Below are 24,473 nucleotides of genomic sequence, written 5' to 3' on the forward strand. Positions count from 1 at the left end.
CCGGGGGCATGGCAGCGCTTTTGACGACCGACAAGGGCTGCCAGCATGAGGAGGAGGATTTCAGCAACAGGGATGGTCAGGACTTGCTTTTACGGCCAGCCAGCCAGGATTCAAACTCGAAGTCGGCACCGGTGGCCTTGTTTTCCAGGAAGTAAACAAAAGCCAGGATTTCGGCCACCGCGCGGTAAAGCTCTTCCGGAATGTGGCGGTCCAGATCCACCTGCATCAGCAGGGAAACCAGCTCCGGGGAGTCATGCACAAACACGCCGGCATCCTTGGCCCGGTCGATGATGCGCTCGGCCAGCTGGCCATAACCCTTGGCCACCACGGTCGGCGAGCGCTGACCTTCGCGGTAAGCCAGCGCAACCGCTGATTTGCGGCCTTCTTCAGTCTTGGGTGACTGTGCCATTTTTCACCACCAGGTTGGCCAGGGTCAGCCCGGCTGCCGCCATGCCGGTTTGCAATTGCTCGGCATGTTGCTGGATCAGCCCGCTGGCTTCGTCTTCCTCGGCCACAAAGGAAACCTGCACATTCTGCCCCACCAGGCGCACACGCGCCGCCACACCACCCAGGGCTGGCAGCTTGAGCGACAGGGAGGTACTCCACACCCCGACTTCATCCGCTCCCAGGCTGCCGGTACGTTCGTTGGTGTGTTCCTGTTGTATTTGCAGCTGCATGGGCTGGCCAGGCCAGGCATAGCCATTCAGTTGCAGTTGCTGGTTTTCCACGATGTCCAGCTGGCGTTGCACCAGATTGGCCAGTTCGGGCGCCACCGTGCGCGGGCTCAGGCTGCTGGCACTGGCGGTGTTACTGCGGCTGTCGTGGCTGGCCAGATCCTCATTGAGCTTGCTGAGCAAGCGCGATTGCGGTTCCTGCTGCACCTGGGACAGGTTATGCCTCCCGTCCAGCCATTCCTTGAGGTGCGATTCATAAAACAGGCCGCTCTGGCTGACGTTGTTCTTGAGGATTTGCGCTGTCTCGGCAGGTTGCTGTTTGGCAACGTCCAGACTCAGGTCTGTCGCCGGCAAACCGGGCTTGCTGGTTTGCAGCATGCCGGTCAGGTATTTGGATGCCGGGCTGAGCTGCACTTCAACCGAGCCGTCCTGTGCTGCCTCGCTTGTTTGCTCCTGCAAGGCAAAGCTGAGGGTCGGGGCCAGCGTGGCCACCTTGAGCGACAGGTTGTTGCCGCTTACCGTCATGCCTTGCGGCACGATCAGGTTGAACAGGCTGTTCTTGATCAGTACCGACAGCTGCTGGCCATTATCCTTGCTGTCCACCACCTGGGCACTGACCTGCTCGCCCAGCATCAGCGGGGGGAGCTTGGCAGGTACAACACTGGCATCCAGCAGTGCCCGTCCGCCCTCCAGCAGCAGGCGTACCGAAGAGACCGTTTGCGGCGCAAGGGTTCCTGTAGCAGCGGTGGTGGGCAGGGATGGAATCATGAGGTGGAATTGTTCCGGTAGAGGGAAATGATCAACTCGGCCTCACTGCGTGAAATGCCACACTGGCTGGCTACCTCGGAGGCGGGAATGCCTTGCTTGATCATCTCGATAGCCTGGTTGTAAGGGCTGAGGCTGGCAGGCTCGCTGCGCGATTGCTGTTCCAGCCGCGCCATCAGGCGTGACAAATCGCGCTGCAAAGTGCTGATTTGCTGCTGCTGCTGATCCAGATACATGGCCGTCAGGCTATCGCGACGGTTTTCCAGCAACTGCAAGCGCCAATACAGATAGCCGCAGACTGTGCACAAACCCAGCAGCAAGACCACGACGATATAGAAAAAGAGCGAACCGGACATGATAGGACCCCTCACGCAGCACTTTTTCTAAGTGTATGGTGAAACCGGCCGTAACCCAAGCCGCTCATTACGATGTATAGGTCTTGAGCAATCGGCTGTTCTGACTGACTGTCTGCATTTCCTCCCGCATCTGCGCAATCCATTCGCTGATGCGTTGCTGCACGACCTGACGCTGGGCAATGACCTGTTCCAGTTGCAGCTTTTCAGACTGGGCAAGCTGGGCCAGATCGCTGCGGGAAGACATGAAAGCAGCCAGTTCGGCTTCTTGCTGTTCGGCCAGACGAATCACCAGCTCGAAATCGCGTGCATCACAGGCTGCCAGCGCTTGTGACAGCGTTTGCAACATGGTGCCGATTTGCTCAGACCGGGTCTGCGTATGCATGTCCTGGGTTCCGTGTGGCATCAGTAGGCATTACTGGCCGCACCTGCGGACATGCCGGAACGGTTCAGCTCTTGCCAGGCCGGCAGGATGGTTTCCAGCAGCCGGCGGACTTCGGCCAGGATTTCCAGGTCATTCTTGAGGTTGGCAATGCTCAGACGCTGCTTCATGTAGATGTACAGGTCGTTCAGATTATTGGCGGCATCGCTGCCTTGCTGCAAATCCAGCGACTCGCGCAGGCCATCAATGATGTCGATGGTTTTGGAAACCAGGCGCGCCTTTTCATCATAACGCTGGGCTTCAATGGCATAACCCGCCTGGTTGATGGCCTTGATGGCACCTTCATAGAGCAACACCACCAGGCCCACCGGGCTGGCACCGTAAACGGCAGCTTTCAGGGCATCGTCTTCATATGCCTTGTTGAACTGCTTGAGCATTTTGGAGTTCAGCATGTTTATTTACCGTTCTAAGCTGTCCTAGGCCAGCAGGTTGGCCAGATTGCTGGTCGATTGCTGCATTTTCGACAATACGGCGTTCAACGCTGTGTATTGCTGGGTATACATGGTCTGGCGTGCGGTCAATTTGGCACTCAGATTGGTTTGCAAACTGGTTTCCGACGTGATCAGGCTGTTGATGGATGTCTTGCTGGTTTCTATCACCCCTTTCGGGCCTAGCAGATCATTCACCGCAGCACTGAGCCGATCACCAAAACCGGTACTGCTGGTATTGCCGAACAGGTTGGCCACCGCAGTAGGATTGGCACTGAGCGCCTTGTTAAAGGCTGTCTGGTCCAGCTTGAGCGTGCCATCTTTCTGGATGGCAATGCCCGCCTGTGCCAAGTAGGCATAGGATGTGGTGGCATCCACACCAGCCACCGGGGTACTCAGGATGCTGGTGAGCTTTTGCTGGATGGCCAGCACCGAGGCATTGGCCTTCAGACTGCCGGAACGTGCAGAGTCTACCGCAGATTTCACCTGATTGTAGGCGTCGACAAAACTTTGCAGCGAACTGGTGATGCCGCTGCTGTCCGAGGTCATGGTAATGGTGGACTGACCCAGTTTGGTGATGTCCACATTGGCACCGGAGATGACATTGGTCAGGTGGTTGCTGCCCGAGGATACGCTGACCCCGTTGACGGTGAGCAAGGCATCCGATGCTGCGGCAGATTCGCTGGCCGCTGTGGTGCTTTGCGTCAGCCCAAGCAAGGTGGAACCGGACGTGCTGCCCGAATCGGTCCCGCCGGCGCTGATGGTGAAGGCATTGTCACTGCCGGAATTGGTCGAAGCCAGTACCAGTTTGTACTGGCCATTGTTCTGAACCACCGAGGCACTGACCCCGGCACCGCTCTGGTTGATGCGGTCGGAAATGGATTGCAGGCTGACCGTATCGCTGGCGCTTGGTGTCAGGTTGATCACCGTGCTGTTGCCACCCACCGTTAGCGTCAGCGAGGTTGGTGCTCCACTCAAGGTGGCCTTGGGGTCGGTAATGGCACTGCCGCCAAACTGGTCGAACACCAGTTGGCGCGACTTGGCCAGCTGCGTCACGTTCAAGGCATAGCTGCCGGCCGTACCACCAGTTGTGGTGGTGACGGTGGCAATGCTGGTGTCGGTGGAGCCAGCCTTGAACTGCTGCAGGAAGGCACCGGTGGACATCTTGCTGGCCGAACTTTGCAAGGCGGACAGTGCGGAACTGATCTGACCGATCGAACTCAGTTGGGTATTGTATTTGCTGGAGCGCTGCTGGCTGGCTTGCAAAGGCTGCTGCTCAATGGTCATCAGCTGGCTGACGATAGACTGGACATCCAGCGTGCCGACACTAGTCGTGATTGAAGCCATCTGGCATTACCTCCCTTGCATGCGAGCGCTGCCGGACTCAGGCCTTGTCCTTGAGCAGCAAGCCCTTGAAATCGTCAATCGCCTTGGCAATGCGGATTGCATCTTCAGACGGGATCTGCCTGATGACCTGATGCGTCTCCTGATCCACCACCTTGACGACCTGGATGTTGGTTTCCTTGTCGACCGAGAACTCCAGCTGGCTGGAATACAGCTTGGCCACATCGTTCAGTTGCTTGACTGAATTCTGCAATTCCAGTGGATCCGGCTTTTTCTTCTGAGTTCCGTCATTGGTGGCATTTTGTGCCTGGCTCTGGCCTACGGCAACTACGCCACCCGGGGTATTGGGTGTGACCGAGCTGGCGGTGGCATCAGCCGTGTTGCCCTGAGTCAGCTGGTTTTGCTGACGCGCCGTCGGCGTAGCCGTCAGCGGAAGGACAGGGTTGTTCGTAGATGATATTTGCATGGCAACGACTCCCGGACAAACGGCCCCGGTCAGCATGCTGACCGAGGCCGGCTCTTCAGCTTAGGCTATTACTGTAGCTTACTGCAGCAGAGTCAGGGCGGACTGGGACAGGGAGTTAGCCTGTTTCAGGATGGAAGTACCGGCCTGTTGCAGAATCTGGTTCTTGGTCAGGTTGGCAGTTTCCGACGCGAAGTCCACGTCCACGATACGGCTGTTGGCTGCGGTCAGGTTGGTTACGTAGTTTTGCAGGTTGGCAACCACAGCGTCAAAACGGTTTTGTACGGCACCGAAGGTGGAACGGATGTTCGATACGGTACCGATGTCAGCGTCCAGAGCCGACAGCTGGGCCTGGGCACCGGTCTGGCTCAACACGTTGATGGTCGCGCTGTTGGTCAGCGAAGAGTTGTACGAGGACAACTGGGTGGTCAGGTCAGATGCCGATACCGATACGGTGTTGTCGGTCGAACCGGACGAACCCACCTGGAAAGTCAGCGTGTTACCACCAGACAGCAGCGAGGTGCCGTTGAACTGGGTGGTTTGTACGATACGCGAAATTTCCTGGGTCAGCTGGTCAACTTCTTTTTGCAGCTGCGAACGGTTGGTATCGCTAACCGAGCCGTTGGAGGACTGGGTGGCGATTTCACGGATACGTTGCAGGTTGTTGGCAATCTGGCCCAGCGCGCCTTCAGCCGTCTGGCCTACGGAAATACCGTCGTTGGCGTTACGGATGGCCTGGTTGTTACCGCGAATGGCGGAGGTCAGGGTCTGGGAAATGGCCAGACCGGCAGCATCATCCTTGGCACTGTTTACGCGCAGACCGGAGGACAGGCGTTGCAAGGACAAATTCAGCGAGGTGCTGGAGTTGCTCAGGTTGTTCTGCGCGGTGAGCGACGCAATATTGGTGTTGACGGTAAGTGCCATGATGATTCTCCTTAGAGCATTCGGGGGGGCGACTGTGTGGGCCTTGACTAGTTATCGACCCCCCGTTGGCAAACTTTAGTACCGGGATGATTATTTTTTTACAACTTGCCCGGAAAGTGCATGCTGCCAGTCATCCAGGTGGTCTTCGATCCAGTAATGCCGGTCCACCCAGGCACGCAGGGCATCCCCTTCCCGATAGGCGCTATCCAGATCATGCACACGGCTGCGGATGGCCTCGACCCACGCCTCGGTGGTATTGGGCACGCGGCACACCGGTGCGTCATTGGTGCGATACGGATAGATATCGGTGCAGATGACCGGCCAGCGCATCACACCGTATTCCAGCAAGCGCAGATTGCTCTTGGACTCGTTGAACGGATTGACTTCCAGCGGTGCAATGGCCAGGTCCAGATTCAGGCTGGCCATTTTTTCCGGATATTCCTGGAAAGACACGCAAGGATGTTCTTCCGCGATGTATGGCCGCATTTCCGGCAGGCACATGCCCATGAATACCCATTCGACTTCATCTGCCGTTTGCTTGACCACATCGATGATCAGCGACAGGTCGCCCTGATGCTGCTGGGCCCCCACCCAGCCTACCCGCGGCTTTTTCCCTTGCCCACGCAATGAAGAAACCTTGCCCCACATATGCCGTGCCAGGCGGTTAGGCACCACGCGGATATCTGCAATCATGTCGCGGCAGGCGTCGGCCAGTGGCTCGGTAGACACCACCAGGGTGTCAAAATGCTTGAGCATGGCACGCAGACGCGGGCGGGCATCAGGCATGGTCTTGCGCCATACCCGGTTGAGAATGCTCTTCTCCGGCAGTGCGCCTACCAGGTCATCCAGACCGAATACCAGACGCAGGTCCGGCATGAATTCACGGTATTGCTTCACGGCATGCAAAATGCCATCGGTCAGCATGGTGTGAATCAGCAAGGCGTCCGGGTTGAAACGTGCCATCTCCACCACCGACAGCAGCGGCGCGGCACCTTTCTCGGGCGAGATCATGGCGACATCCAGCCGCCCGCCTTCTTGCAGGGCATGGAAAGGCAAGGAAACCCGGTACTCGCCGCTGCCACCCGGAATGGGCAGGCCCAGCACCTTGTAACGGCCAGCCTGGTGCGGCAGCCAGTTCACATCCCGTGTCGGCTCGAACGCCATGTCCTTGGTACGGAAAGTCAGGTGTCGGTTGTAGGCCGGGTCACGCGCCAGCTGTGGCAGCCAGCGCTTGAGCACCACCGACAGCTCTTGCTGTTCGCGCACGGCGGCGGCCAGGGCAACCGCAGGCTCATAAGTGAGCTTGCCGATACTCTTGGCATGGTGGTGCACCATGGTGATATAGGGTGTGAACACGTTCAGCAAGCCCTGCTGTTGCAGCTTGAGGCAGAAGTCCACGTCGTTGAACAGCACGGTGAGCTGCTCGGCATCAAAGCCGCCGACTGCCTGGTACTTCTCGCGCGAGACCATCAGGCAGGCAGCGGTGACAGCGGAGTAATTCTGCTCGGTCAGCAGGCGATTCATATAGCCCGGCGTGTCCAGTTCCGACTTTTCAAACACGTGGTCGGCCACCGACAGCACACCTCCGGGCAAGCCCAGCACAATACCGGCATGCTGGATGCTGCCGCTTTCCGGATACACCAGCCGGATGCCCACGGCACCCACCTCCGGACGCTGGGCAATGCCTATCATCCGCTCCAGCCATTCCGGCTGGATGATTTCGGTGTCGTTATTGAGCAGGACAATGTATTCACCACGCGCCTGTTCCACCCCCAGATTGCACTGGGCGGAGAAATTGAAGGGCTGCGGGTAATCGATGATGCGGACCTGCTCCGGGTAATCCTGCTGCAAGTCCTGGTAGAAGCGGAAGGTATCCGGGTCTTGCGAGCCATTGTCGACGATCAGCAATTCGAAATGACGATAGCCGGTGCGGGCAAACAGGCTTTCCACGCATGGCTGCAGGTATTCCATCTTGTCCCGGGTGGGGATGATGACAGAGACCAGTGGCGTGCCGCTGACCTGGTATTCCACATGCAGGGTGTTGTCGGCATAGCCGTTGACCACACTGGCAGCAATCCCCAGACGCTGCAGGTGATTTTCCAGTGCCACCTGACGCGCAGCCTCGCGCTGATGCTGCACACCCAAGGGTTCGGCTGGCAGGTGCATCAGTACCTCGTCGATATGCTGCACCACGTTCAGGCCGAAGTTTTCGGCCAGACGCAGCAGATGGTTCCAGCTTTCGCAAGCCGGGTAGGCTTCGAAACCGCCCAGACTGGCCAGCCCCTGATAGGACAGCGCCACGGCGGCACCGACATAATCCTGCGCCCGCAGGTAATCCAGCGAGAAGTCCGGCTTCAGTTGTGGCAGTACACGGCACTCAGGCTGGGTATAGCTGTCATGGTCGGTGTAAATGGCCAGTGCTTGCGACTGGGCGTGAATGGTGTCACCCATGCGCAAGAACAGCTGTGGGGCAGGCATGGCGCCGGCCGGCAGCAGCATTACCCAGTCAGCCGGCACTTCGCCCAGCAAACCGTTGAGCGCCATGGTGAACAGCTGCGGGTCATCCAGCGTGTCCAGCTGCAGCCAGCCCAGGGTGTCGTTCTGGCTGAAAATGGGGTCCGGCATGTCCCAGTCGGCAATGACAATCAGCTTCCAGTTTTTGTACAGCTGCTGCTGCAGGGCGTCGATGGTATTGGCCAGCAGCTCGGCTTCGCTGGCGCGGATGGTCATCAGCATCAGGAACTGCGGCCGCTGCTGCCACTGCATCAACATGCGTTCGGCCATCATTTCGGCATCGATTTCACGCAGCTGATGCAATTTGTCCCAGTTTTGCCAGGCGCGATAAGTATTGGGCCACATCAGTTGCAGGCGCTGGCTTTCCACCACGCCATGCTGATCGGGATGATAGCCAGCCAGGGGTTCGAGCAAGGGCGTGGGCAACACTTCGCGCAGCAGGTCCACCCAGCGGTAGGCCTGGCTTTCCAGTGTGGCGTAGCGCAGCAGGTACTCTTGCGAGGCTTGTTGCAGCTTGCGCCGGTGCTCGGCGTCATCAATCAGCCGTGACAGCGCGGCATCCCAGCTGGCGGTATCGTTGCCAACCACTTCGGCCAGCCCCAGTGCCTTGGCCTCGCGATACGCAGGTACGTCGCTGAGCACGCAGGCGGCACCAACTGCGGTGTACTCCAGCCATTTGAGGTCCGACTTGGACTCGTTGAACACGGTGTCTTCCAGCGGTGCGATACCGATGTCGATTTCCAGCCGGTTCAGTTCCTTCATGTATTCAACATAAGTGACCGACTTGCCGACCACCTTGACGTTGGCCGCCCCCTCCAGGCCATGCAGGCTGCAACCCCAGAACACAAACTGCACCAGATGGGCGTATTTCTGCTGGATGTTAAGCAAGGCCTGGCCGATGACCTTCATGTCGTCGGCGTGGGTGGATGTGCCGGCAAAACCGATGGTAATGGGTGCATCCGGCCCCTTGAGGCTGCGTTGCAGGCCGGCGTAACGGCTGGCCGACAAGGCATTCGGAATGAGGTGGACATTCGGGTTCAGCTCACGCAGCCGTACTGCCAGCGGTTCGGTGCTGGCGCTGACTGCGGCAAACAGGTGCAGTTTGTCACGCCAGAAACGCAGCAGGCCGTAAGGGTCGAATTCGTAGAACTGGCGGTGCGAGGCCGGCATGCCGGGCAACCAGTCGTCCGCTTCGAAAATCATGGTTTTGCCGCTGGCAAAACACTTGTTGAGAAAATCGATATTGCGTTCGCTCAGAATGCCGCGCTGGATGATGAAGACATCGGCCCATTGCACCATGGTGTCGATGTCAAATTCCTCCCGACGGCAGGCATAGGCCGAGTTGCCCGGGAAGTAGGCGGTATCAATCCACGGCGACAGCAGCGTGAAGGCATCGTGCAGGCGCAGGCGCATGCAGGCACCATCCAGGAAGTCACCGGACAGGACCCCTACCCGCAAACGCTGCTTGGGCAAGGCCGGCGCTTCTGGCATGAGCGTGGGTGCGGGCAACTGGCGCTCGGTGCGTCCGGATTTGCCAATGGCCAACTGGACTGCAACATTGGCATAGGACTTGGCCTGCACCCGTCCCTGGGTGCTGGTGATGAAGTCTTGTAATTCGCGCAGGAAATCCTCATGGATGGCGTCGTAATGGGCACGCACCTTGTGTACCGTCGCCTTGGCATGGGCAATGGCTTCCGGGCTATCTCCCCAGGCTACGCCGTCATCCCCCAGGTAGCTGTGCAGCGGCTTTTCCAGGGTGAGCGGGTTGGGCAGATAGACTACCGGGCAACCGCAGAGCAGTGCCTCGAAGCAACCGGTGGTGTGCTCGTAGGTGTAAAACAGCTCGGCCTGGCGATACAGCTCGGCCAATTCCCTGGCGCTGCGAATCTTGCCGCGGAAGGAGATTTCAGTGGCATCCGCCACCACGTCGCCAGGTACGCCGCCCTTTTCCAGAAAGCGATGCAGCCACACCAGCTTGCCATGACGCTGGCCAACTCCATCAGCGTTGTACACCCGGGTATCAATCAGCGGTACTTGCAGCAAGGTAGCCGACCAGCCATCCGGTACGATATCCCAGCCGTGGGTATACACCATGTCACTGGCCGCCCAGCCCAGCTTGTCCAGCGGCGTGTTAGACAGCCGGCCGGGATAATTCAGCAGGTAGCGCACCACATGACGGGCCTGCAGCGGATTGCCACGGATGATTTCCGGATAGATGACCACCGGCTCTCGTCCTGCTTCACGATGCGCCTGATAGATTTCCTGTGTCAGCACCTGTGTATTCAGTCCATGGCTGGCATCCTGGTGCATGACATAGGCGTCCTGCCCTGCTTCGTTCAGCCAGTGGCACAAATGGTAGAGCGCACGCACACCACCGGAGGTTTCACGGTACGGTGGCGCATAGATGTAATAGGGTGCGTTGGCGTGTTGAACAGTTGCGGACAGGGTTTGAGACATACTGGCCTCGAAAAGAAATGGATGTGAACGACTTAAGCACGTGCGAGATAGAAGTCCTGGATCGCCAGGCAGACACGCCGGACCTGCTCCATGGTCATCTCGGAATACAGGGGCAGGCGCAGCAACTGGCCAGAAAGCGCCTCGGTCACCGGCAATGCGCCGCTGGTGCGGGCAAAGCGCTGCCCGGCCGGAGAGTCATGCAAGGGGACGTAGTGGAATACGGCGGCGATGTTTGCTTGCTGCAAATGCCGGATCAGCGCGGTACGCTCTTCCATGCTGCTGCATAACAGGTAAAAGATGTGGCCGTTTTCCGGGCGATTACCCGGTGACAGCGGCAGACGGAACAAACCGCGAGCGGCCAGCGGCTCCAGCAGGCTCAGGTATTTGCCGTAGAGCGCGCGGCGGTGGGCATTGATGCGCCTGGCCTGCTCCAGCTGGGCATACAGGAAGGCCGCACTCAATTCGCTGGGCAGAAAGGAAGAACCGATGTCCACCCAGGTGTATTTGTCTACTTCACCACGGAAGAATGCCTTGCGGTTGGTACCCTTTTGCCAGATCACTTCTGCCCGGTCGATCAAGGCCGGATTATTGATCAGCAATGCCCCGCCCTCGCCACAAATGATGTTCTTGGTTTCATGAAAGCTCAGGCAGCCCAGGTCGCCGATGGTCCCGAGCGAACGCCCTTCGGACTGGGCCAGAATGGCCTGAGCCGCATCTTCGATCAGCAACAGGCCATGGCGCTGGCAGATGTCCTTGAGCGCCTCCATGGCGCACGGCTGGCCGGCATAGTGCACGGCAACAACGGCCTTGGTACGCGGGGTAATGGCGGCCTCGACCAGAGTTTCATCCAGATTGAGCGTATCTGGCCGGATATCGATGAACACCGGAATACCACCGCGCAGCACAAATGCATTGGCAGTGGATACAAAGGTGAAGGACGGCATGATGACTTCATCACCCGGGCCGATGTCTGCCAGGATGGCCGCCATCTCCAGCGCAGCGGTGCAGGAGTGGGTCAGCAGGGCCTTGGGCGTGCCCAGATGCTCCTCCAGCCAATGCTGGCATTTGCGACTGTAAACACCGTCCCCGGCGATGGAACTGCTCATCACCGCCTGAGCGATGTAAAACAGCTCTTTGCCAACAATGAAAGGTTTGCCAAACGGGATACGCGGAAGATTCATGCCGCCACTTTCCGGTCAATGCCTGAACATGATTTGTGCATAATACAGCAAGCCATCACACCAGCCTGCCGGAATAAATCAGGCAAATCTGCCATTACGTCCGTTGATAACTAGCCAGCAGCGTGGCCATTTCATCCAGCGTCAAGCCACTGAGCGCTTGGGCGGTAATGTCCTCAAAGCAGCTGAAACGCTCTTCGACCGCCATCAGGAAACCCACCACACTGAAGGAGTCGATCTGTTCGAACAGGGGCAGGTCTGCTTGCAGATCAGTCTTGCCTTCGGCACGCAGGTAATCGCTTATCCAGTTGCGTATTTCTTCCATCTTTTTTTTCCTTGCAAGCACAGCAGACCGGTCTGCTGGCTCAGGGTAGTTGTACCGAGCGGATGCCCATGCTGACATAGCGCCCGCCATCAGCCACCTGGTCCTTGATCACGCAGCCCACGCCGATGGAGCAATGACGCCCGACCACGGCACCGGGGAGGATGACGCACTGCGCACCAAAGATGGTGTGCGCGCCGATCAGCACATCACCTTCCACCTTGTTGCGCGGGCCATCCGCCTGCTGCTGGTAGTCGTCGCTCTTGGTGAATACGCTGACATGGGTGGAGAAACCGACGCCCTCCTCCAGCACGATGCGCCCTCCGGTACCGCCCAGAAAGCAGAATGGGGAAATATGGGTACGCGGGCCGATGTCCACCCGGCCGGTGAGGATGGCAAAGTCGTCGATGCGCGCACCATCGCCGATATGGCCGTCAATAACATAAAACACGGCACGGCGTGATACCCGCACGCCTTCGCCTACGGTATGAAAGCCAATGGCCAGCAGTTCTTCGCGACTGAGCAATTCCATGGGCAGGCTTAGATGAACAGGTCGAAATCGGACACGCTATCCACCACCTCACCGGCGGCCATGCGTTCGAGCAGCAGGTTGGATTCGTGGCGGATGCAATGGAAGGTGCAGTGACGCGCCGGGTCCACCCGGTTCATCACCGTCTTGCGCCGATCGCCCTGCCACAGCTCTTCCAGCGACACCTTGGCAATGTCGCCGATGCGCATGTTGAGGTTGCCGCGATGATAAGGGCAAACATAGGCACCACTGGGGGTGATGACGGTGCGCAGCTCGGCGGTCAGGCAGCGGTTGTAGGGCTTGATCTGGGTGCCGACCCCGCGCAGGGCTTCTTCCAGCGTGAATGGCGCGATGATCTTGAAATTGTCATCTGCCAGTTCGTGAATGGCCTTGAGGTTGCGATTGACCAGATCCACCACCGACAGGTCCTGCTGCTGCAGGAAGTGCATCATGTCGAATGCGGGTTTGACTTCGAAATAGTCGCAACCGATGTCCTTGGCCAGTTGCGCGGCTTTTTCGATGTCGACCGCATTGGTACGGTGCAGGCTGCCGTCCGGATTGAACTTGGATAACAGCAGGAAGGAATAACCCAGCAGACCCTTCTTGCTGGTGGCCATCTGCCGCATGTTGTCGATCACCAGATTGAACTGTGACTTGCCGCTGGCATGGGGGCGGAATTCGGCAAACACCTCTTCGCTGCCGGCATCCACCGACACCCGCAACCAGCTGGTCATGTTGATGCACTGGTCCATGTAGCGTGGCATCAGGGTGCCGTTGGTGGTGACGCCCACCTTGATACCTGCCTGATAGAGGGACTCTACCAGCGCACCGAATTTGGGATGCGCCATCGGCTCACCGCCGCCAATCAACACCACGGCACGCACGCCGTGCTGGGCGAATTCCTCAGCCAGGCGCAGCAGGCGTTCGTTATCGATACCGCCCTGGTTGAGCAAATTGGCACTGATGCAGTCATGGCAAGCCAGATTGCACGCCGTCGTGGGGTCCAGTTCCACCACAAACGGTGCGCTATTGCTTTTGTTCCACAGGAATTTGTTGATGAACTCCTGTACCGACTCCTGCTTCAGCTTTTCGACCAGCGAAAGCGGACGGGATATCTGACCCATGGACTCACTCCTTGATGACCCGCTGTGCTGGCTTGCAGCCCGCTCACACCGGGTAAATGTCCCCCGTGCATGGCACGCGGGATGTTTGTTCAGTAAATGATGGCAGCCTTGGGCAGGGAGTAGGTATCCAGCGCCCGGATGCCCCCTTCGCGCCCTACGCCGGAATCGGCAAAACCGCCCACCGGCAACTCCGGCAGCCAGAATTCCGGATCGGCATTGACCCAGATCCGTCCGACTCTTAACTGCCGGACCGCCTGCAAGGCCGTGCTGCTTGCCGCCGTCCAGACATAGACGGCCAGCCCATACTGGTTATCGGCAACAATGGCATTAAATTGACTGGCAGCGACACGACAAATGGTGATGACCGGGCCGAACAGCTCCTGCTCACGCAAGGCAGAGTCCGGTGCCACATGGTCGATCAGCACCGGGCCGAGGAAATGGCCGGGGCCATCCAGCCGGGAGCCGGGCAAGGCGACGCCCCCCTGTGCCAGACCGGCTTGCACCAGCGACTGAATGCGCTGCTTGTGTGCCAGGGTGATCATGGGCTGCAATCCCTCGGGCACGGCATCGCCGCTGCAGGCAGGAAAACGACGCTGCAAGGCCTGCTGCAGCTGGCTGACAAATTCATCGGCCACTGCCGGGTCCACCAGCACATGGGTGCCGGCAATGCAGGCTTGTCCGCCATTGCGCAAAGCCCCGGCAATCACGCCGTCCGCCGCTGCGGCCAGGTCAGCATCGGGATACACCAGCACCTGGTTGTTGCCACCCAGCTCGGCCGTCACCCGCTTGCCACAGCTTGCCGCGGCGGTTTCGATGGCACGGCCGGTAGCGGTGGAGCCGACAAAGGCAATCATGTCGACCGCCGGGTGACGGGTGAGTGCCTGACCGGCTTCCTTGCCCACGCCGTACACCACCTGCACCACATCGGCAGGAAACAAGGGGTTCTGCTGCAAATGGGCGACCAGCAGGGCCAGCGAGCCGACCGCCAGTTCACTGGGCTTGAGAATGACGCAGCAACCGGCGGCCAGCGCAAAGGGCATGCGCTCGGCGGTGGTGATCAGCGGGTAATTCCACGGCACAATCAGCCCCACCACCCCCATCGGCTCGCGCAGTGTCAGGGCCAGTCCGCTACCGGTGGCACTGCCCAGGGTTTCGGTATGCTCCACACGCGCCAGGGCGGCGGCATATTCCCACAGTCCGGCAGCACCGGCCACCTCGCCACGGGCGGTGGCCAGCGACTTGCCGGTATCGGCCGCTTCGGCGGCGGCAAAGGCTTCCAGTTGCTCGCGCAGGTGGCGGGCGACACTCAGCAGGGCCTCGCTACGCCTGACGGCAGGCAGGGTACGCCAGTGCTGGAAAAATGCCTGCCGGGCACGCTGGCATATCTGGTCAATCTGCGTGGCATCGGTGCAGGCATGGCGTGCAACGGCAGTGCCGGTACGCGGGTCGTGAGTCAACAGCATTTGTGTCATTGCACCGCCTGATAGCTGATCAGCCGCTTGATGGGCTTGCCCGAAGCGGTACGCGGAATGCTGTCCACCGCCCGCACCTGATCCGGCCGCTGCACCTGTGGCAGCGCGCCATTGAACAGACGAATCAGTGCGTCACGAATGGCTTCGGCATTGCCATCGGCGCGCGGAATGAAAAACACATCGTAGGTTTCACCCCAGAACAGGTCCGGCTTGCCCACCGCATAACACTCTTCGCACAGGTCCGCCGCATGGACCATGTCTTCGATTTCGGAGAGATTGATCAGCTCGCCACCCTTCTTGATGGAGTCTTTGCGACGGCCGGAGACAAACAGTTCATTTGCTTCCAGATGGCCCAGGTCCCCGGTGCGGAAAGGCTGGCTGCGATCGAAGGGTTCGATATGGCCGTCTGCCCCCAGATAGCCCAGCGCCATGTAAGGCGACTGCACCAGCAGTTCTCCATCAGCCTGACTGTCGATGCTGACGCTGACCCCCGCCATGACCTGCCCTACCGAGAAAGGAGCACTCTGGCCGTGACCGATGGTAAACGAGCCACCCAGTTCGGTAATGCCGAAGCAAGGGCGGATTTCCACACCACACACCTTAAGAAACTCGTCCTTGATGGCCGGATAAAGAATGGAGCTGGTGGAAATGACGCTGGCGCGTTGCAAGGGCGCCAGATCAGCCTTGAAGAACTTGTAGGTCTTGCTCAAGGAGGCGGCCATGGTGGGGGACAGGTAGAGATAGTCTGGCTGATGACGCGCCACATCCTCCCAGAAGCCGCCCATGGATTTGGCACTAAAGCGCGGGCAAACCGCAATGCAACCACCACTCATCAGGGGGCAGGCAAACAGGTTGAACAGACCGGCGTTATAAAACATCGGCCAGTTGTGCAGGGTGATCTGCCCGGGCTGCTGCCCCACCGCACTGGCAAATGCCCCCGCAGCGGCAAAGAAATTGCCCAGCGATTGCACAATGCCTTTGGGCGCGCCGGTGGTGCCGGAGGAAAACACCACCAGGAATGGCTGGTCCATATCCCCCTGTGCCACGCAGTCCGGCAGACTGTTGTCCAGTGAATAGGCCAGCTGGTCGTAGGAGGTGATGCTCATCGCAGCACTGACCACCTGGCGGGTCTTGTTGAGCTGGGCGACGGTAATGTCCGGGTCCACCGGGCAGGCAGTCATGCCACCGAGCGCCAGCGCCAGCATCAGTTCCAGGTACTCCGGCCGGTTTTCCAGCCCGATGACGATACGGTCGCCATGGCGGGCACCTTGCTGCACCAAGTGGTTCAGCAGGCGGATGGCCCGGTCAAGAAACTCACCATAGCTGACACTGACGCCGTCATGCAGAATCAGCGGCTGCTCGCGCCGCGGCGCGAAAATGGCATCAAAGAAATCATATCGAACCGAAGACATTACCTTCTCCATATCTAGGCCGTGCCAGCAAAGCCGGGCCGGATTCAGGCCGGGGTATTGGCAGACAACAAGGCCAGCAGCACGGCAGTGACATCATTCATGCCGGCTTCGGCCGTGGCCGGGTCGAAATTCACCGTGGCACTGCCGCCCTTGCCTGCCGCCCAGTTCACCACCAGGCACAGATGGACATAAGGCAGGTTCATTTCACGGGCGAGGCAGGCCTCCGGCATGCCGGTCATGCCGACAATATCGGCACCATCCCGCTCCAACCTGAGGATTTCCGCTGCGGTTTCCAGCCGCGGGCCCTGGGTGCAGGCATACACGCCCTGATTCACCGCCGGTTTGCCGCTGGCATTGACGGCGGCAATCAGCTTGTTACGCAATGCATCGTCGTAAGGATTGCTGAAGTCGACATGCACGACCGGCCGCTCCGGGCCATCAAAAAAGGTGTGCTTGCGGCCCCAGCTGTAGTCGATGATGTTGTCCGGCACCACCAGGGTGCCAGGCCCCATGTCGGCGCGGATGCCACCGACCGAGCCGATGGACAGGATGCCCTTGACGCCCTGGTTGTGCAGCGCCCAGATATTGGCGCGGTAATTGATTTCGTGCGGGGCCAGCGAGTGACCGTGACCGTGACGGGCAATGAACACCACATTTTGCTGGCCGATATGGCCGAATGTCAGTGCGCAGGACGGGTCGCCATAGGGTGTTCGCACCACCTGACGATGGGTTACTTCCAGTAAGGGCAGCTTGGCCAGGCCGCTGCCTCCGATGATGGCCAACATAGTCGGTCCCCCCTTGTAATGACATGGCGTCAATGCAAACGCCATGCCGCTTGGTTTTTACCGCATTATGGCTGAATCGGACGGGGGGATAAATTGCTTTATCCCCGGACAGGGCAAACCGGGAATGATTTGTCCGGAGGAAAACCATCAGCCCGGCAGATGGCATCAAGCGGCTGCAGCCGCTTAATCAGCGCGCAACAGCAGCCAGGCCGCCACCGCGACAATCAGCAAGGCAATGGCCTTGCCAACCCATGCCGTCCAGTGCTGGCCGGTTTCAAGGCAAGCCTCGGCCGGATTGGCCGGGTTGTAATACACCCGCACCTGCGCGCCTGCCGGATAGCGCGCCAGAATGGCCGCCACTTCCTGCTGGCTGCGGCTGTAGCCGGGATTGGGAAAGCGGCGGTTGCCGGACTGGTAGGTTTTACCCTGCACCTGATACTGATACCGCAGCTGCGGGAAATATTCCCAGGTATTGTCGCGATCGCCGCCGGCATTGACCTGACGCTGTTCCTGACGGCTTTCCAGCACGCTGCCTACCGCACTGGGCCAACTGGCCGACGCATCGCCCTTGGCACCCAGCCACCACAAATAAGCGAAGGCGGCCAGCCCGGCCAGCAGCATCAGGCCTTGCAGCAGTTTCTCAACCATGGACACCAGCCCTCAGCCGCCGCACATGGCGCCAGCGTTGCAGCAAGCGGTCACACAAGGCCCAGCCGAACAGGGTGCTGAGCGCCGCCAGAATGAAACGGCCACTGCCGATGCTGCTGTCGCCCTCGCGGATCAGCACCGAGCGCGCCGGTTCTTGCGGGTTGTAATACACCACCACGGCCTTGCCGGTGGGAAAGCGCCGTGTCAGGTCTTCCGCACTGCTGTGATCGCCGGGCAAGGCAGTGGCAAGCGCATACAGCTGGTCGCCGTGATAGACCTCGCCATTCACGGTGTAGAGGTACTGCACGTAAGGCTCCCAGCGGGTCTGGTCCGGATGCCCTTCCGGGCTGCTGACCATGATGCGGCTGGATTCCACATGACCGGGAGCAGCCTGCCAGTGCCGTACGGCCTGGGCCGGGTCCAGCAGCAGGTTGATGAGACCCATCAGGCTGAGCAGGAATGCCAGCATCAGGATGGAAGTTTGCCAACGCGGGGAAAGATGCATGATGGACAGGTTCAGACGGCCGTACCGTGACTTTCAAACCAGGTGGTGAGAATGGCCTGGGCGGCAACCTGGTCCAGTGCCGGTTTCTGCTTGCGGCCACGCACGCCGGCCTCGGCCAGCATGGATTCGGCAATCACCGAGGTCAGCCGCTCGTCCACCAGCCACACCGGCAGGCCAAAGCGCCCTTTGAGCCGGTTGGCAAAGCGCCGGGCTAGCTGGGTCATCTGGTGTTCGGTATCGTCCTGATGCATGGGCAGGCCCACCACCAGCTGGGCGGGATGCCATTCGTCGATCAGCTTGCCGATGGCGGCAAAGCGGGCGTCGGTGATCTCGGTATCAATGGTGAGCAGCGGATGGGCAATGCCCAGCATGGTTTCGCCCATGGCCACACCGATACGACGTTCGCCAAAATCAAAAGCCAGTACCGTTCCCTCAGGCATGACCGACATCTCCGGACAGCAGGGACGGGTCAAAGCCCAGCAAGGCCATGGCGGCGTCGTAACGCGACTCGGCGGGAAGGTCAAACAGAATGTCCGGATCGGCCTTGACGGTGAGCCAGCTGTTGTCGCTGATTTCCTGCTCCAGCTGCCCGGCCGACCAGCCGGCATAACCCAGGGTCAGCAACATGCGCTGCGGGCCACGCCCTTCGGACACGGCAATCAGCACATCCTTGGAGGTAGTGAGCGCCAGGTCGTCCTTCACCACCAGGCTGGACTGCCAATGCCCCGCCGGCGCATGCAGCACGAAGCCGCGATCCGGCTGCACCGGACCGCCGAAGAACACCGACTCGCCGCGCAAGGGGTCGATCTCCAGCGGCAGGTCGATCTGGTCGAACAACTGTGCCATGGCAATGCCCGAGGGCTTGTTGACAATCAGGCCCATCGCCCCGTGGTCGCCATGCTCGCACAGGTACACCAGCGAGCGGGCAAACAGCGGGTCGGCCATATTGGGCATGGCAATCAGAAAGTGATCGGTGAGCGATAACGGTTCCATGAGGGCATTATGGCACAACACTTCTGACAAAAGTTCTGCCACGCCACAACAGCAGCCGCACCCTTGTCTTGCAGCAAAAGCAAACAAAAGCCGCCACCCTGATAAAATGCCGCGGTTGCTTCTTAATTCTTGCGAGAACGCCTTGCGCCTCACCCACGTCAAACTGTCCGGCTTCAAGTCATTTGTCGATCCCACCAGCATTCCGGTCCCCGGCCAGCTGGTAGCCGTGATCGGCCCCAATGGCTGTGGCAAATCCAATGTGATTGACGCGGTGCGCTGGGTGCTGGGCGAATCCAGCGCCAAGCAGCTGCGCGGCGAGTCGATGCAGGACGTGATTTTCAACGGCTCCTCCACTCGCAAACCGGTCAGCCGCGCCTCGGTGGAACTGGTGTTCGACAATGCCGACGGCCAGCTTACCGGCCCGTGGGGGCAATATGCCGAAGTCGCCATCAAGCGGGTACTTACCCGCCAAGGCGAATCCAGCTATTACATCAACAACCAGCAGGTGCGCCGCCGCGACATTACCGACCTGTTCCTCGGCACCGGCGTGGGTGCGCGTGGCTATGCGGTGATCGAACAAGGCATGATCTCGCGCATCATCGAAGCGCGGCCGGAAGAACTGCGTGCCTATCTGGAAGAAGCCGCCGGGGTGTCCAAATACAAGGAACGCCGCCGCGAAACCGAACACCGCATTGCCGATACCCGCGCCAATCTGGAACGCATCGAAGACCTGCGCCAGGAACTGGAACGCCAGGTAGAGCGCCTGAGCGAACAGGCCGAAGTAGCCGCCCAGTACCACGACCTGCGCGGCACCCTGACCCACAAGCAGAACCTGCTGGCACTGGCCCGGCGCGAAGAAGCCGGCCGCAACGAAGCCCATGCCCGCGCCGAACTGTCACGCATCGAAACCGAAGAAGCCGCCATGGAAGCGGCACTCACCCATCTGGACACCGAGCTGGAAACCGTGCGCGAAAGCCACTACGCCGCCAGTGACGCGGTGCACGAAGCCCAGCAGCAACTGTTTGAAGCCAATGCCGCGCTGGCCCGGCTGGAAGAACAACAACGCCATCGCCAGCAAAACCAGGTACGGGTAGAGCGCGAACTGGCCAGCGCCCGCAATGAGCGCCAGCAACTGGCGGAGAGTCGCCAGCAGGCCGCCATGGAGCTGGACGACTGGTTGCCACGGCGCGAAGAAGCACAAATGCGGCTGGAAGAAGCCCAGATGGCACTGGAAGACGGTGCCGACCTGCTGCCCAGTGCCGAAGCCGAATTCCGCGCCAAGGACCAGTTGCAAGCACAAATGCTGGCACAGCAAGCCAATCTCACCCGCGAACGCGATCTGGCCCGGCAAAAGGGCGAACACCAGCGCCGCACGCTGGAACAGCTGGCCAGCCGCCAGCAAGCCCTGCAACGCGAGCTGACCGAACTGAACCTGCCCGACCAAGACCAGCAAGCCGCCGCCCAGGCCGAAGTCGAGCGCGCCCGCGCCGCACTGGACGCTGTGCGCGCCCGCGTGGTGGCCGATGAAGCCAAGCTGGCCGATCTGGCTGCCGAGCGCGAAAAGCTGGATGAACAACTGGCGCAGCAACGTGCAGAACTGGCGCGCGCCGAAGCCGAAGTCGCCGCGCTGGCGGCCGTGCTGGCACGCGAAGCTGCCGGAGAAAAACTGGGCGACTGGCTGCACGAGCAAGGCCTGGCCGATGTCCCGCAGCTGTGGCAGGCAGTACAGGTTGCGCCACAGTGGCAAACCGCGCTGGAAGCAGTGCTGGGCGAACGGCTCAATGCCCGTGCCGCCTCCAGCCAGCACATTCCACCCGCCGCACTGACCCTGGTGGATGGTCAGGCCGCTCCCTTGCACAGCCCGGCTCAGGACTGGCCGCGGCTGCTGGATCAACTGACCGCCAGCGCACCCTTTGACGCCGCACTGCAAGACTGGCTGGCAGGCGTCTACCTGGCCGATGACCTGGCACAGGCCATCAGCCGTCGTGGCCAGCTGCGCGCCGGCGAATGCCTGCTCACCCCGCAGGGCCATCGGATCAGCGCCAGCAGCGTGTGCTTTTACAGTGCAGCCAGTGGCAGCGGACTGATGGAGCGCAAGCAGCAGCTGGAAGCCGCCCAGGCCCGCCAGCAGCAACTGCAACCGGATATCGACCGCCTGCAGAAGCGCCGCGAGTCGCTGCAAAGCATGAACGGCATGCTGGCCGAGGCAGTACGCGCACAAAAAGGTGCACTCACCCGGCTGGAAGCCGAACTCAACGCGGTGACGCTGGAGCACGTCAAGCTGGATCAGGCCGCGCGGCAAGGTGCCGCCCGCCTGTCCTTCATCCATGCCGAGCAACAACGCTTGCAGGAAGAACGCCAGCAAGCCCAGCTGGACATCGAAGAGAGCGAGCTGCAGGGCGAAGAAGCCACCATGACGCTGGAGGAGCTGGCGGTGCAGCTGGAGGAAGTACGGCTGGACCGGCTGAATGCCGAAACCGGCCTGCAACTGGCGCGCAACAAAACCCGCGATGCCGAACGCCAGCTGCATGAAATCCGCCTGGAACTGCACACCGCCGAACAAAAGACCGCCGAACTGGCCCGCCGCGCCCGCGAACTGGACGAGCGCGACCAGCAACTGGCCGAGCGGCTGGAAACACTGGCCGAAGAAGCCGAAGTGGTAGAAGAAACCGTGCCGGAAGAGGCCATGCAACAGGCCATCGAACTGCGTACCCGGCACGAGGCCGCCCTCGCAGCCACCCGCGACCGGCTGAACGGCCTGACCGAGCAGCTGCGCCAGCTCACCCAGCGCCAGCACGATACCAATGCCGCCCTGCCGGCACTGCGCGAGGCGCGCTCCGACTGGCTGCTCAAGCATCAGGAAGCGCGGCTGGCGATGGAACGCTTTGCCGAAGAACTGAAGGAAGCCCAGGCGGATGAAGCCGCCTTGCTGGCCGACCTGACCGACGCCATCAAGCCCAATGCGCTGGCTGCGGAAATCGCCCGCCTGGCCCGTGCACTGGAAGGACTGGGCGCAGTCAATCTGGCGGCACTGGAAGAGCTGGAAGAAGCACGCAAGCGTGGCGAATACCTAGCCAACCAGGCCGAGGACCTGAACCAGGCCATGGCCACGCTGGAAGAAGCCATCCAGAAGATCGACGGCGAAACCCGCCAGATGCTGCAGGGCACTTACGAGGCGGTCAACGCCAAGATGCGCGAGTTCTTCCCCACCCTGTTTGGCGGTGGCCGCGCCGAGCTGGTGCTCACCGGCGAGGACTTGCTGGATGCCGGGGTGCAAATCATCGCCCAGCCGCCAGGCAAGAAAAACAGCACCATCCACCTGCTGTCCGGCGGCGAAAAGGCGCTGACCGCCATGAGCCTGGTGTTCTCGCTGTTCTCGCTCAATCCGGCACCGTTCTGCCTGCTGGACGAAGTGGATGCTCCGCTGGATGACGCCAACACCAGCCGTTTTTGCGATCTGGTCAAGCAAATGTCGGAACGCACCCAGTTCCTCTATATTTCACACAACCGCCTCACCATGGAAATGGCCGAGCAGCTGGTGGGGGTGACCATGCAGGAACAGGGGGTCAGCCGCATCGTGGCAGTGGATATCGTGGAAGCCCTGAAGATGCGCGAAATTGCATGACGCATCTACGCAAGTTTCAGCGTAGCCCGGTTGATGCATCGCAATTTATCCTCTGACTGTCACGCTCATACTGCGCGACTTGCGTTGCAACGACGCGCCTTTTGACTTCTGCGAGACCTCTGGCATGACCGTCAGCATCAAGCGCTGGGAGCCGGAAAACATCATTTTCTGGCTGACCCGTGGCCGCAGGATTGCCAACCGCAATCTGCTGCTTTCCACTCTGGCCCTGCATCTGAACTTCAACGTCTGGATGATGTGGAGCATTGTCGTCAGCAATCTGCCGGCAGTGGGCTTTGCCATGACCGGTCAGCAGCAGTTCCTGCTGGTCTCCATTCCGCCCCTGGTAGGTGCCATCATGCGCCTGTTTTATGCCTGCATCTGGAGCTGGGTGGGCGGCGGCACCTGGCTGGGTATTTCCACCCTGTTCCTGCTGATTCCGGCGCTTGGCGTCGGCTGGCTGGTACAGGACATCAGTGCGCCCTTTCCGCTGCTATTGCTGGTGGCGGCCTGCTGCGGCATTGGCGGTGCGGCGTCCTCGTCCCACTTGTCCAACACCAGCTTTTTCTTCCCCAAATCGTCCAAGGGTTTTGCCATGGGACTGAATGCGGGCATGGGCAATCTTGGCGTGTCGGTGGTGCAGATCGTGGTGCCGCTGGTGATCAGCGTGCCGCTGTTCGGCAGTCTGGCCGGCGATGCGCAAATCTGGGGGCGTGGCGCACAGGTACACCCGGTGTGGCTGCAAAATGCAGGCTATATCTGGATTCTGCCGATTCTGCTGATGAGCATGTTTTGTCTGTTATATGCACACGACCTGCCCAAGCTGCGGCTGACCCTGCACGACCAGTGGCTGATGATGAAAGAACGCCATACCTGGTATATCTGCCTGCTTTACCTCAGCAGCTATGGCACCTTCATCGGCTTTTCCGCCGCCTTCCCGCTATTGGCCCATGCCCTGTTCCCGCAGGTGAATGCCACGCCCTATCTGTTTCTGGGGCCGATGATCTGCGCGCTGGCCCGCCCGATTGGCGGCTGGTGCGGCGACCGCATCGGCGGCGGCATCACCACGCTGATGTGCAATCTAGTGATGGCACTGGCCACGCTGGGCATTCTGTTCAGTCTGCCGGGCGACAGCGATGGCGGCAGCTTCAGCCTGTTTCTGGTGTCCATGCAGCTGATTTTCTTTGCCGCCGGCGTGGGCAATGGCTCGTCCTATCAGCTGTCGCCCAAGGTATTCCTGATCGAGGCCGGACGGCAGGCCAGGGATAGCGGCGAAAGCGTGGCCGATGCCTATGCGCGCGGTGGCCGCCGTGGCGTTGCCGCCATGAGCATCAGCTCGGTATCAGCCACGCTGGGCGGCTTTTTCATTCCCAAGGCGTTTGGCAATGCGCTGGACTGGTTTGCCAGCTTTGTTCCGGCATTTTTGCTGTTTCTGGCTTTTTATCTGGTTTCGATGGCGGTAGCATGGTGGCAATACGCCCGCCCACGCGCCAGCATGCGTTGCTGAGCCCCAAAGACC

General features: G+C 60.3%; 22 protein-coding genes. 2 read left to right on the forward strand and 20 right to left on the reverse strand.

The features are described 5' to 3' along the window. Positions 1–76: 76 nt before the first annotated feature. From DKK66_RS04725 to DKK66_RS04820, 20 genes are all read right to left on the reverse strand, one after another. Positions 77–409: an EscU/YscU/HrcU family type III secretion system export apparatus switch protein gene (locus DKK66_RS04725; protein ID WP_131355923.1), complete on the reverse strand. Its 333-nt coding sequence runs from the start codon at positions 407–409 to the stop codon at positions 77–79. Then, a complete protein-coding gene (locus DKK66_RS04730; protein ID WP_131355926.1) occupies positions 387–1,442 on the reverse strand; it encodes a flagellar hook-length control protein FliK in 1,056 nt (351 codons plus the stop codon). The genes DKK66_RS04725 and DKK66_RS04730 overlap by 23 nt, the downstream gene beginning before the upstream one ends. Then, positions 1,439–1,795 (reverse strand): DUF2802 domain-containing protein, encoded by a 357-nt coding sequence (locus DKK66_RS04735; protein WP_045846812.1) that lies wholly within the window; start codon positions 1,793–1,795, stop codon positions 1,439–1,441. Before DKK66_RS04735 ends, DKK66_RS04730 begins: the two co-directional genes overlap by 4 nt. Positions 1,796–1,862: 67 nt before the next feature. After that, complete coding sequence (locus tag DKK66_RS04740; RefSeq protein WP_131355929.1) at positions 1,863–2,177, reverse strand: hypothetical protein; 315 nt, start codon at positions 2,175–2,177, stop codon at positions 1,863–1,865. Positions 2,178–2,197: 20 nt separating this feature from the next. After that, complete coding sequence (gene fliS / locus DKK66_RS04745; RefSeq protein WP_062786496.1) at positions 2,198–2,626, reverse strand: flagellar export chaperone FliS; 429 nt, start codon at positions 2,624–2,626, stop codon at positions 2,198–2,200. A 24-nt stretch (positions 2,627–2,650) separates the two neighbouring features. Next, entirely contained in the window at positions 2,651–4,009 is a 1,359-nt protein-coding gene (gene fliD, locus DKK66_RS04750) for a flagellar filament capping protein FliD (RefSeq protein ID WP_131355932.1), read from the reverse strand. A gap of 37 nt (positions 4,010–4,046) precedes the next feature. Next, positions 4,047–4,472 (reverse strand): flagellar protein FlaG, encoded by a 426-nt coding sequence (locus DKK66_RS04755; protein ID WP_131355935.1) that lies wholly within the window; start codon positions 4,470–4,472, stop codon positions 4,047–4,049. 78 nt (positions 4,473–4,550) lie between these two features. Next, positions 4,551–5,393 (reverse strand): flagellin, encoded by an 843-nt coding sequence (locus tag DKK66_RS04760; RefSeq protein WP_062786505.1) that lies wholly within the window; start codon positions 5,391–5,393, stop codon positions 4,551–4,553. A 90-nt stretch (positions 5,394–5,483) separates the two neighbouring features. After that, a complete protein-coding gene (locus DKK66_RS04765) occupies positions 5,484–10,364 on the reverse strand; it encodes a glycosyltransferase (RefSeq protein ID WP_131355938.1) in 4,881 nt (1,626 codons plus the stop codon). 32 nt (positions 10,365–10,396) lie between these two features. After that, on the reverse strand, positions 10,397–11,545 hold the full coding sequence (gene rffA / locus DKK66_RS04770; RefSeq protein ID WP_131355941.1) for a dTDP-4-amino-4,6-dideoxygalactose transaminase: 1,149 nt from the start codon (positions 11,543–11,545) through the stop codon (positions 10,397–10,399). Positions 11,546–11,639: 94 nt separating this feature from the next. Further along, positions 11,640–11,867 (reverse strand): hypothetical protein, encoded by a 228-nt coding sequence (locus tag DKK66_RS04775; protein WP_131355944.1) that lies wholly within the window; start codon positions 11,865–11,867, stop codon positions 11,640–11,642. 40 nt (positions 11,868–11,907) lie between these two features. Further along, a complete protein-coding gene (locus tag DKK66_RS04780) occupies positions 11,908–12,396 on the reverse strand; it encodes an acyltransferase (protein ID WP_045846803.1) in 489 nt (162 codons plus the stop codon). Positions 12,397–12,404: 8 nt separating this feature from the next. After that, a complete protein-coding gene (locus DKK66_RS04785; RefSeq protein WP_131355947.1) occupies positions 12,405–13,517 on the reverse strand; it encodes a radical SAM protein in 1,113 nt (370 codons plus the stop codon). An 89-nt stretch (positions 13,518–13,606) separates the two neighbouring features. Continuing rightward, positions 13,607–14,989 (reverse strand): aldehyde dehydrogenase, encoded by a 1,383-nt coding sequence (locus DKK66_RS04790; protein WP_131355951.1) that lies wholly within the window; start codon positions 14,987–14,989, stop codon positions 13,607–13,609. Further along, on the reverse strand, positions 14,986–16,401 hold the full coding sequence (locus tag DKK66_RS04795) for a class I adenylate-forming enzyme family protein (RefSeq protein ID WP_131355954.1): 1,416 nt from the start codon (positions 16,399–16,401) through the stop codon (positions 14,986–14,988). The genes DKK66_RS04790 and DKK66_RS04795 overlap by 4 nt, the downstream gene beginning before the upstream one ends. A 44-nt stretch (positions 16,402–16,445) precedes the next feature. Beyond that, complete coding sequence (locus DKK66_RS04800; RefSeq protein WP_045846799.1) at positions 16,446–17,186, reverse strand: S-methyl-5'-thioinosine phosphorylase; 741 nt, start codon at positions 17,184–17,186, stop codon at positions 16,446–16,448. Between the two features lie 183 nt (positions 17,187–17,369). Next, positions 17,370–17,834, reverse strand: coding sequence for a DUF3592 domain-containing protein (locus tag DKK66_RS04805; RefSeq protein WP_062786526.1), 465 nt, complete (start codon positions 17,832–17,834; stop codon positions 17,370–17,372). Beyond that, positions 17,827–18,339, reverse strand: a complete 513-nt coding sequence (locus DKK66_RS04810) for a DUF3592 domain-containing protein (protein WP_062786529.1) — start codon at positions 18,337–18,339, stop codon at positions 17,827–17,829. The genes DKK66_RS04805 and DKK66_RS04810 overlap by 8 nt, the downstream gene beginning before the upstream one ends. An 11-nt stretch (positions 18,340–18,350) precedes the next feature. After that, positions 18,351–18,788 (reverse strand): Holliday junction resolvase RuvX, encoded by a 438-nt coding sequence (gene ruvX / locus DKK66_RS04815; RefSeq protein WP_045846796.1) that lies wholly within the window; start codon positions 18,786–18,788, stop codon positions 18,351–18,353. Then, entirely contained in the window at positions 18,772–19,332 is a 561-nt protein-coding gene (locus tag DKK66_RS04820; RefSeq protein WP_045846824.1) for a YqgE/AlgH family protein, read from the reverse strand. Before DKK66_RS04820 ends, ruvX begins: the two co-directional genes overlap by 17 nt. A 142-nt stretch (positions 19,333–19,474) precedes the next feature. On the opposite strand from DKK66_RS04820, the gene smc reads away from it, so the two are divergent. Beyond that, a complete protein-coding gene (gene smc / locus DKK66_RS04825; RefSeq protein WP_131355957.1) occupies positions 19,475–22,957 on the forward strand; it encodes a chromosome segregation protein SMC in 3,483 nt (1,160 codons plus the stop codon). 124 nt (positions 22,958–23,081) lie between these two features. Beyond that, a complete protein-coding gene (locus DKK66_RS04830; RefSeq protein WP_062786541.1) occupies positions 23,082–24,461 on the forward strand; it encodes an MFS transporter in 1,380 nt (459 codons plus the stop codon). Positions 24,462–24,473 lie beyond the last annotated feature (12 nt).

This window comes from Aquitalea sp. USM4, from assembly GCF_004328945.1.
Taxonomy (GTDB): Bacteria; Pseudomonadota; Gammaproteobacteria; order Burkholderiales; family Chromobacteriaceae; genus Aquitalea; species Aquitalea pelogenes.

Bases quoted from the DNA above. Each gene is read 5' to 3' on its own strand.
- DKK66_RS04830 (WP_062786541.1), top strand. From the start codon at position 23,082: ATGACCGTCAGCATCAAGCGCTGGGAGCCGGAAAACATCATTTTCTGG.
- DKK66_RS04800 (WP_045846799.1), bottom strand. From the start codon at position 17,186: ATGTTGGCCATCATCGGAGGCAGCGGCCTGGCCAAGCTGCCCTTACTG.
- ruvX (WP_045846796.1), bottom strand. From the start codon at position 18,788: ATGTCGGTCATGCCTGAGGGAACGGTACTGGCTTTTGATTTTGGCGAA.
- DKK66_RS04795 (WP_131355954.1), bottom strand. From the start codon at position 16,401: ATGTCTTCGGTTCGATATGATTTCTTTGATGCCATTTTCGCGCCGCGG.
- DKK66_RS04735 (WP_045846812.1), bottom strand. From the start codon at position 1,795: ATGTCCGGTTCGCTCTTTTTCTATATCGTCGTGGTCTTGCTGCTGGGT.
- DKK66_RS04790 (WP_131355951.1), bottom strand. From the start codon at position 14,989: ATGACACAAATGCTGTTGACTCACGACCCGCGTACCGGCACTGCCGTT.
- fliS (WP_062786496.1), bottom strand. From the start codon at position 2,626: ATGCTGAACTCCAAAATGCTCAAGCAGTTCAACAAGGCATATGAAGAC.
- DKK66_RS04760 (WP_062786505.1), bottom strand. From the start codon at position 5,393: ATGGCACTTACCGTCAACACCAATATTGCGTCGCTCACCGCGCAGAAC.
- DKK66_RS04785 (WP_131355947.1), bottom strand. From the start codon at position 13,517: ATGGGTCAGATATCCCGTCCGCTTTCGCTGGTCGAAAAGCTGAAGCAG.
- DKK66_RS04725 (WP_131355923.1), bottom strand. From the start codon at position 409: ATGGCACAGTCACCCAAGACTGAAGAAGGCCGCAAATCAGCGGTTGCG.
- DKK66_RS04820 (WP_045846824.1), bottom strand. From the start codon at position 19,332: ATGGAACCGTTATCGCTCACCGATCACTTTCTGATTGCCATGCCCAAT.
- DKK66_RS04805 (WP_062786526.1), bottom strand. From the start codon at position 17,834: ATGGTTGAGAAACTGCTGCAAGGCCTGATGCTGCTGGCCGGGCTGGCC.
- DKK66_RS04755 (WP_131355935.1), bottom strand. From the start codon at position 4,472: ATGCAAATATCATCTACGAACAACCCTGTCCTTCCGCTGACGGCTACG.
- DKK66_RS04810 (WP_062786529.1), bottom strand. From the start codon at position 18,339: ATGCATCTTTCCCCGCGTTGGCAAACTTCCATCCTGATGCTGGCATTC.
- DKK66_RS04730 (WP_131355926.1), bottom strand. From the start codon at position 1,442: ATGATTCCATCCCTGCCCACCACCGCTGCTACAGGAACCCTTGCGCCG.
- fliD (WP_131355932.1), bottom strand. From the start codon at position 4,009: ATGGCTTCAATCACGACTAGTGTCGGCACGCTGGATGTCCAGTCTATC.
- DKK66_RS04780 (WP_045846803.1), bottom strand. From the start codon at position 12,396: ATGGAATTGCTCAGTCGCGAAGAACTGCTGGCCATTGGCTTTCATACC.
- DKK66_RS04740 (WP_131355929.1), bottom strand. From the start codon at position 2,177: ATGCATACGCAGACCCGGTCTGAGCAAATCGGCACCATGTTGCAAACG.
- DKK66_RS04775 (WP_131355944.1), bottom strand. From the start codon at position 11,867: ATGGAAGAAATACGCAACTGGATAAGCGATTACCTGCGTGCCGAAGGC.
- rffA (WP_131355941.1), bottom strand. From the start codon at position 11,545: ATGAATCTTCCGCGTATCCCGTTTGGCAAACCTTTCATTGTTGGCAAA.
- DKK66_RS04765 (WP_131355938.1), bottom strand. From the start codon at position 10,364: ATGTCTCAAACCCTGTCCGCAACTGTTCAACACGCCAACGCACCCTAT.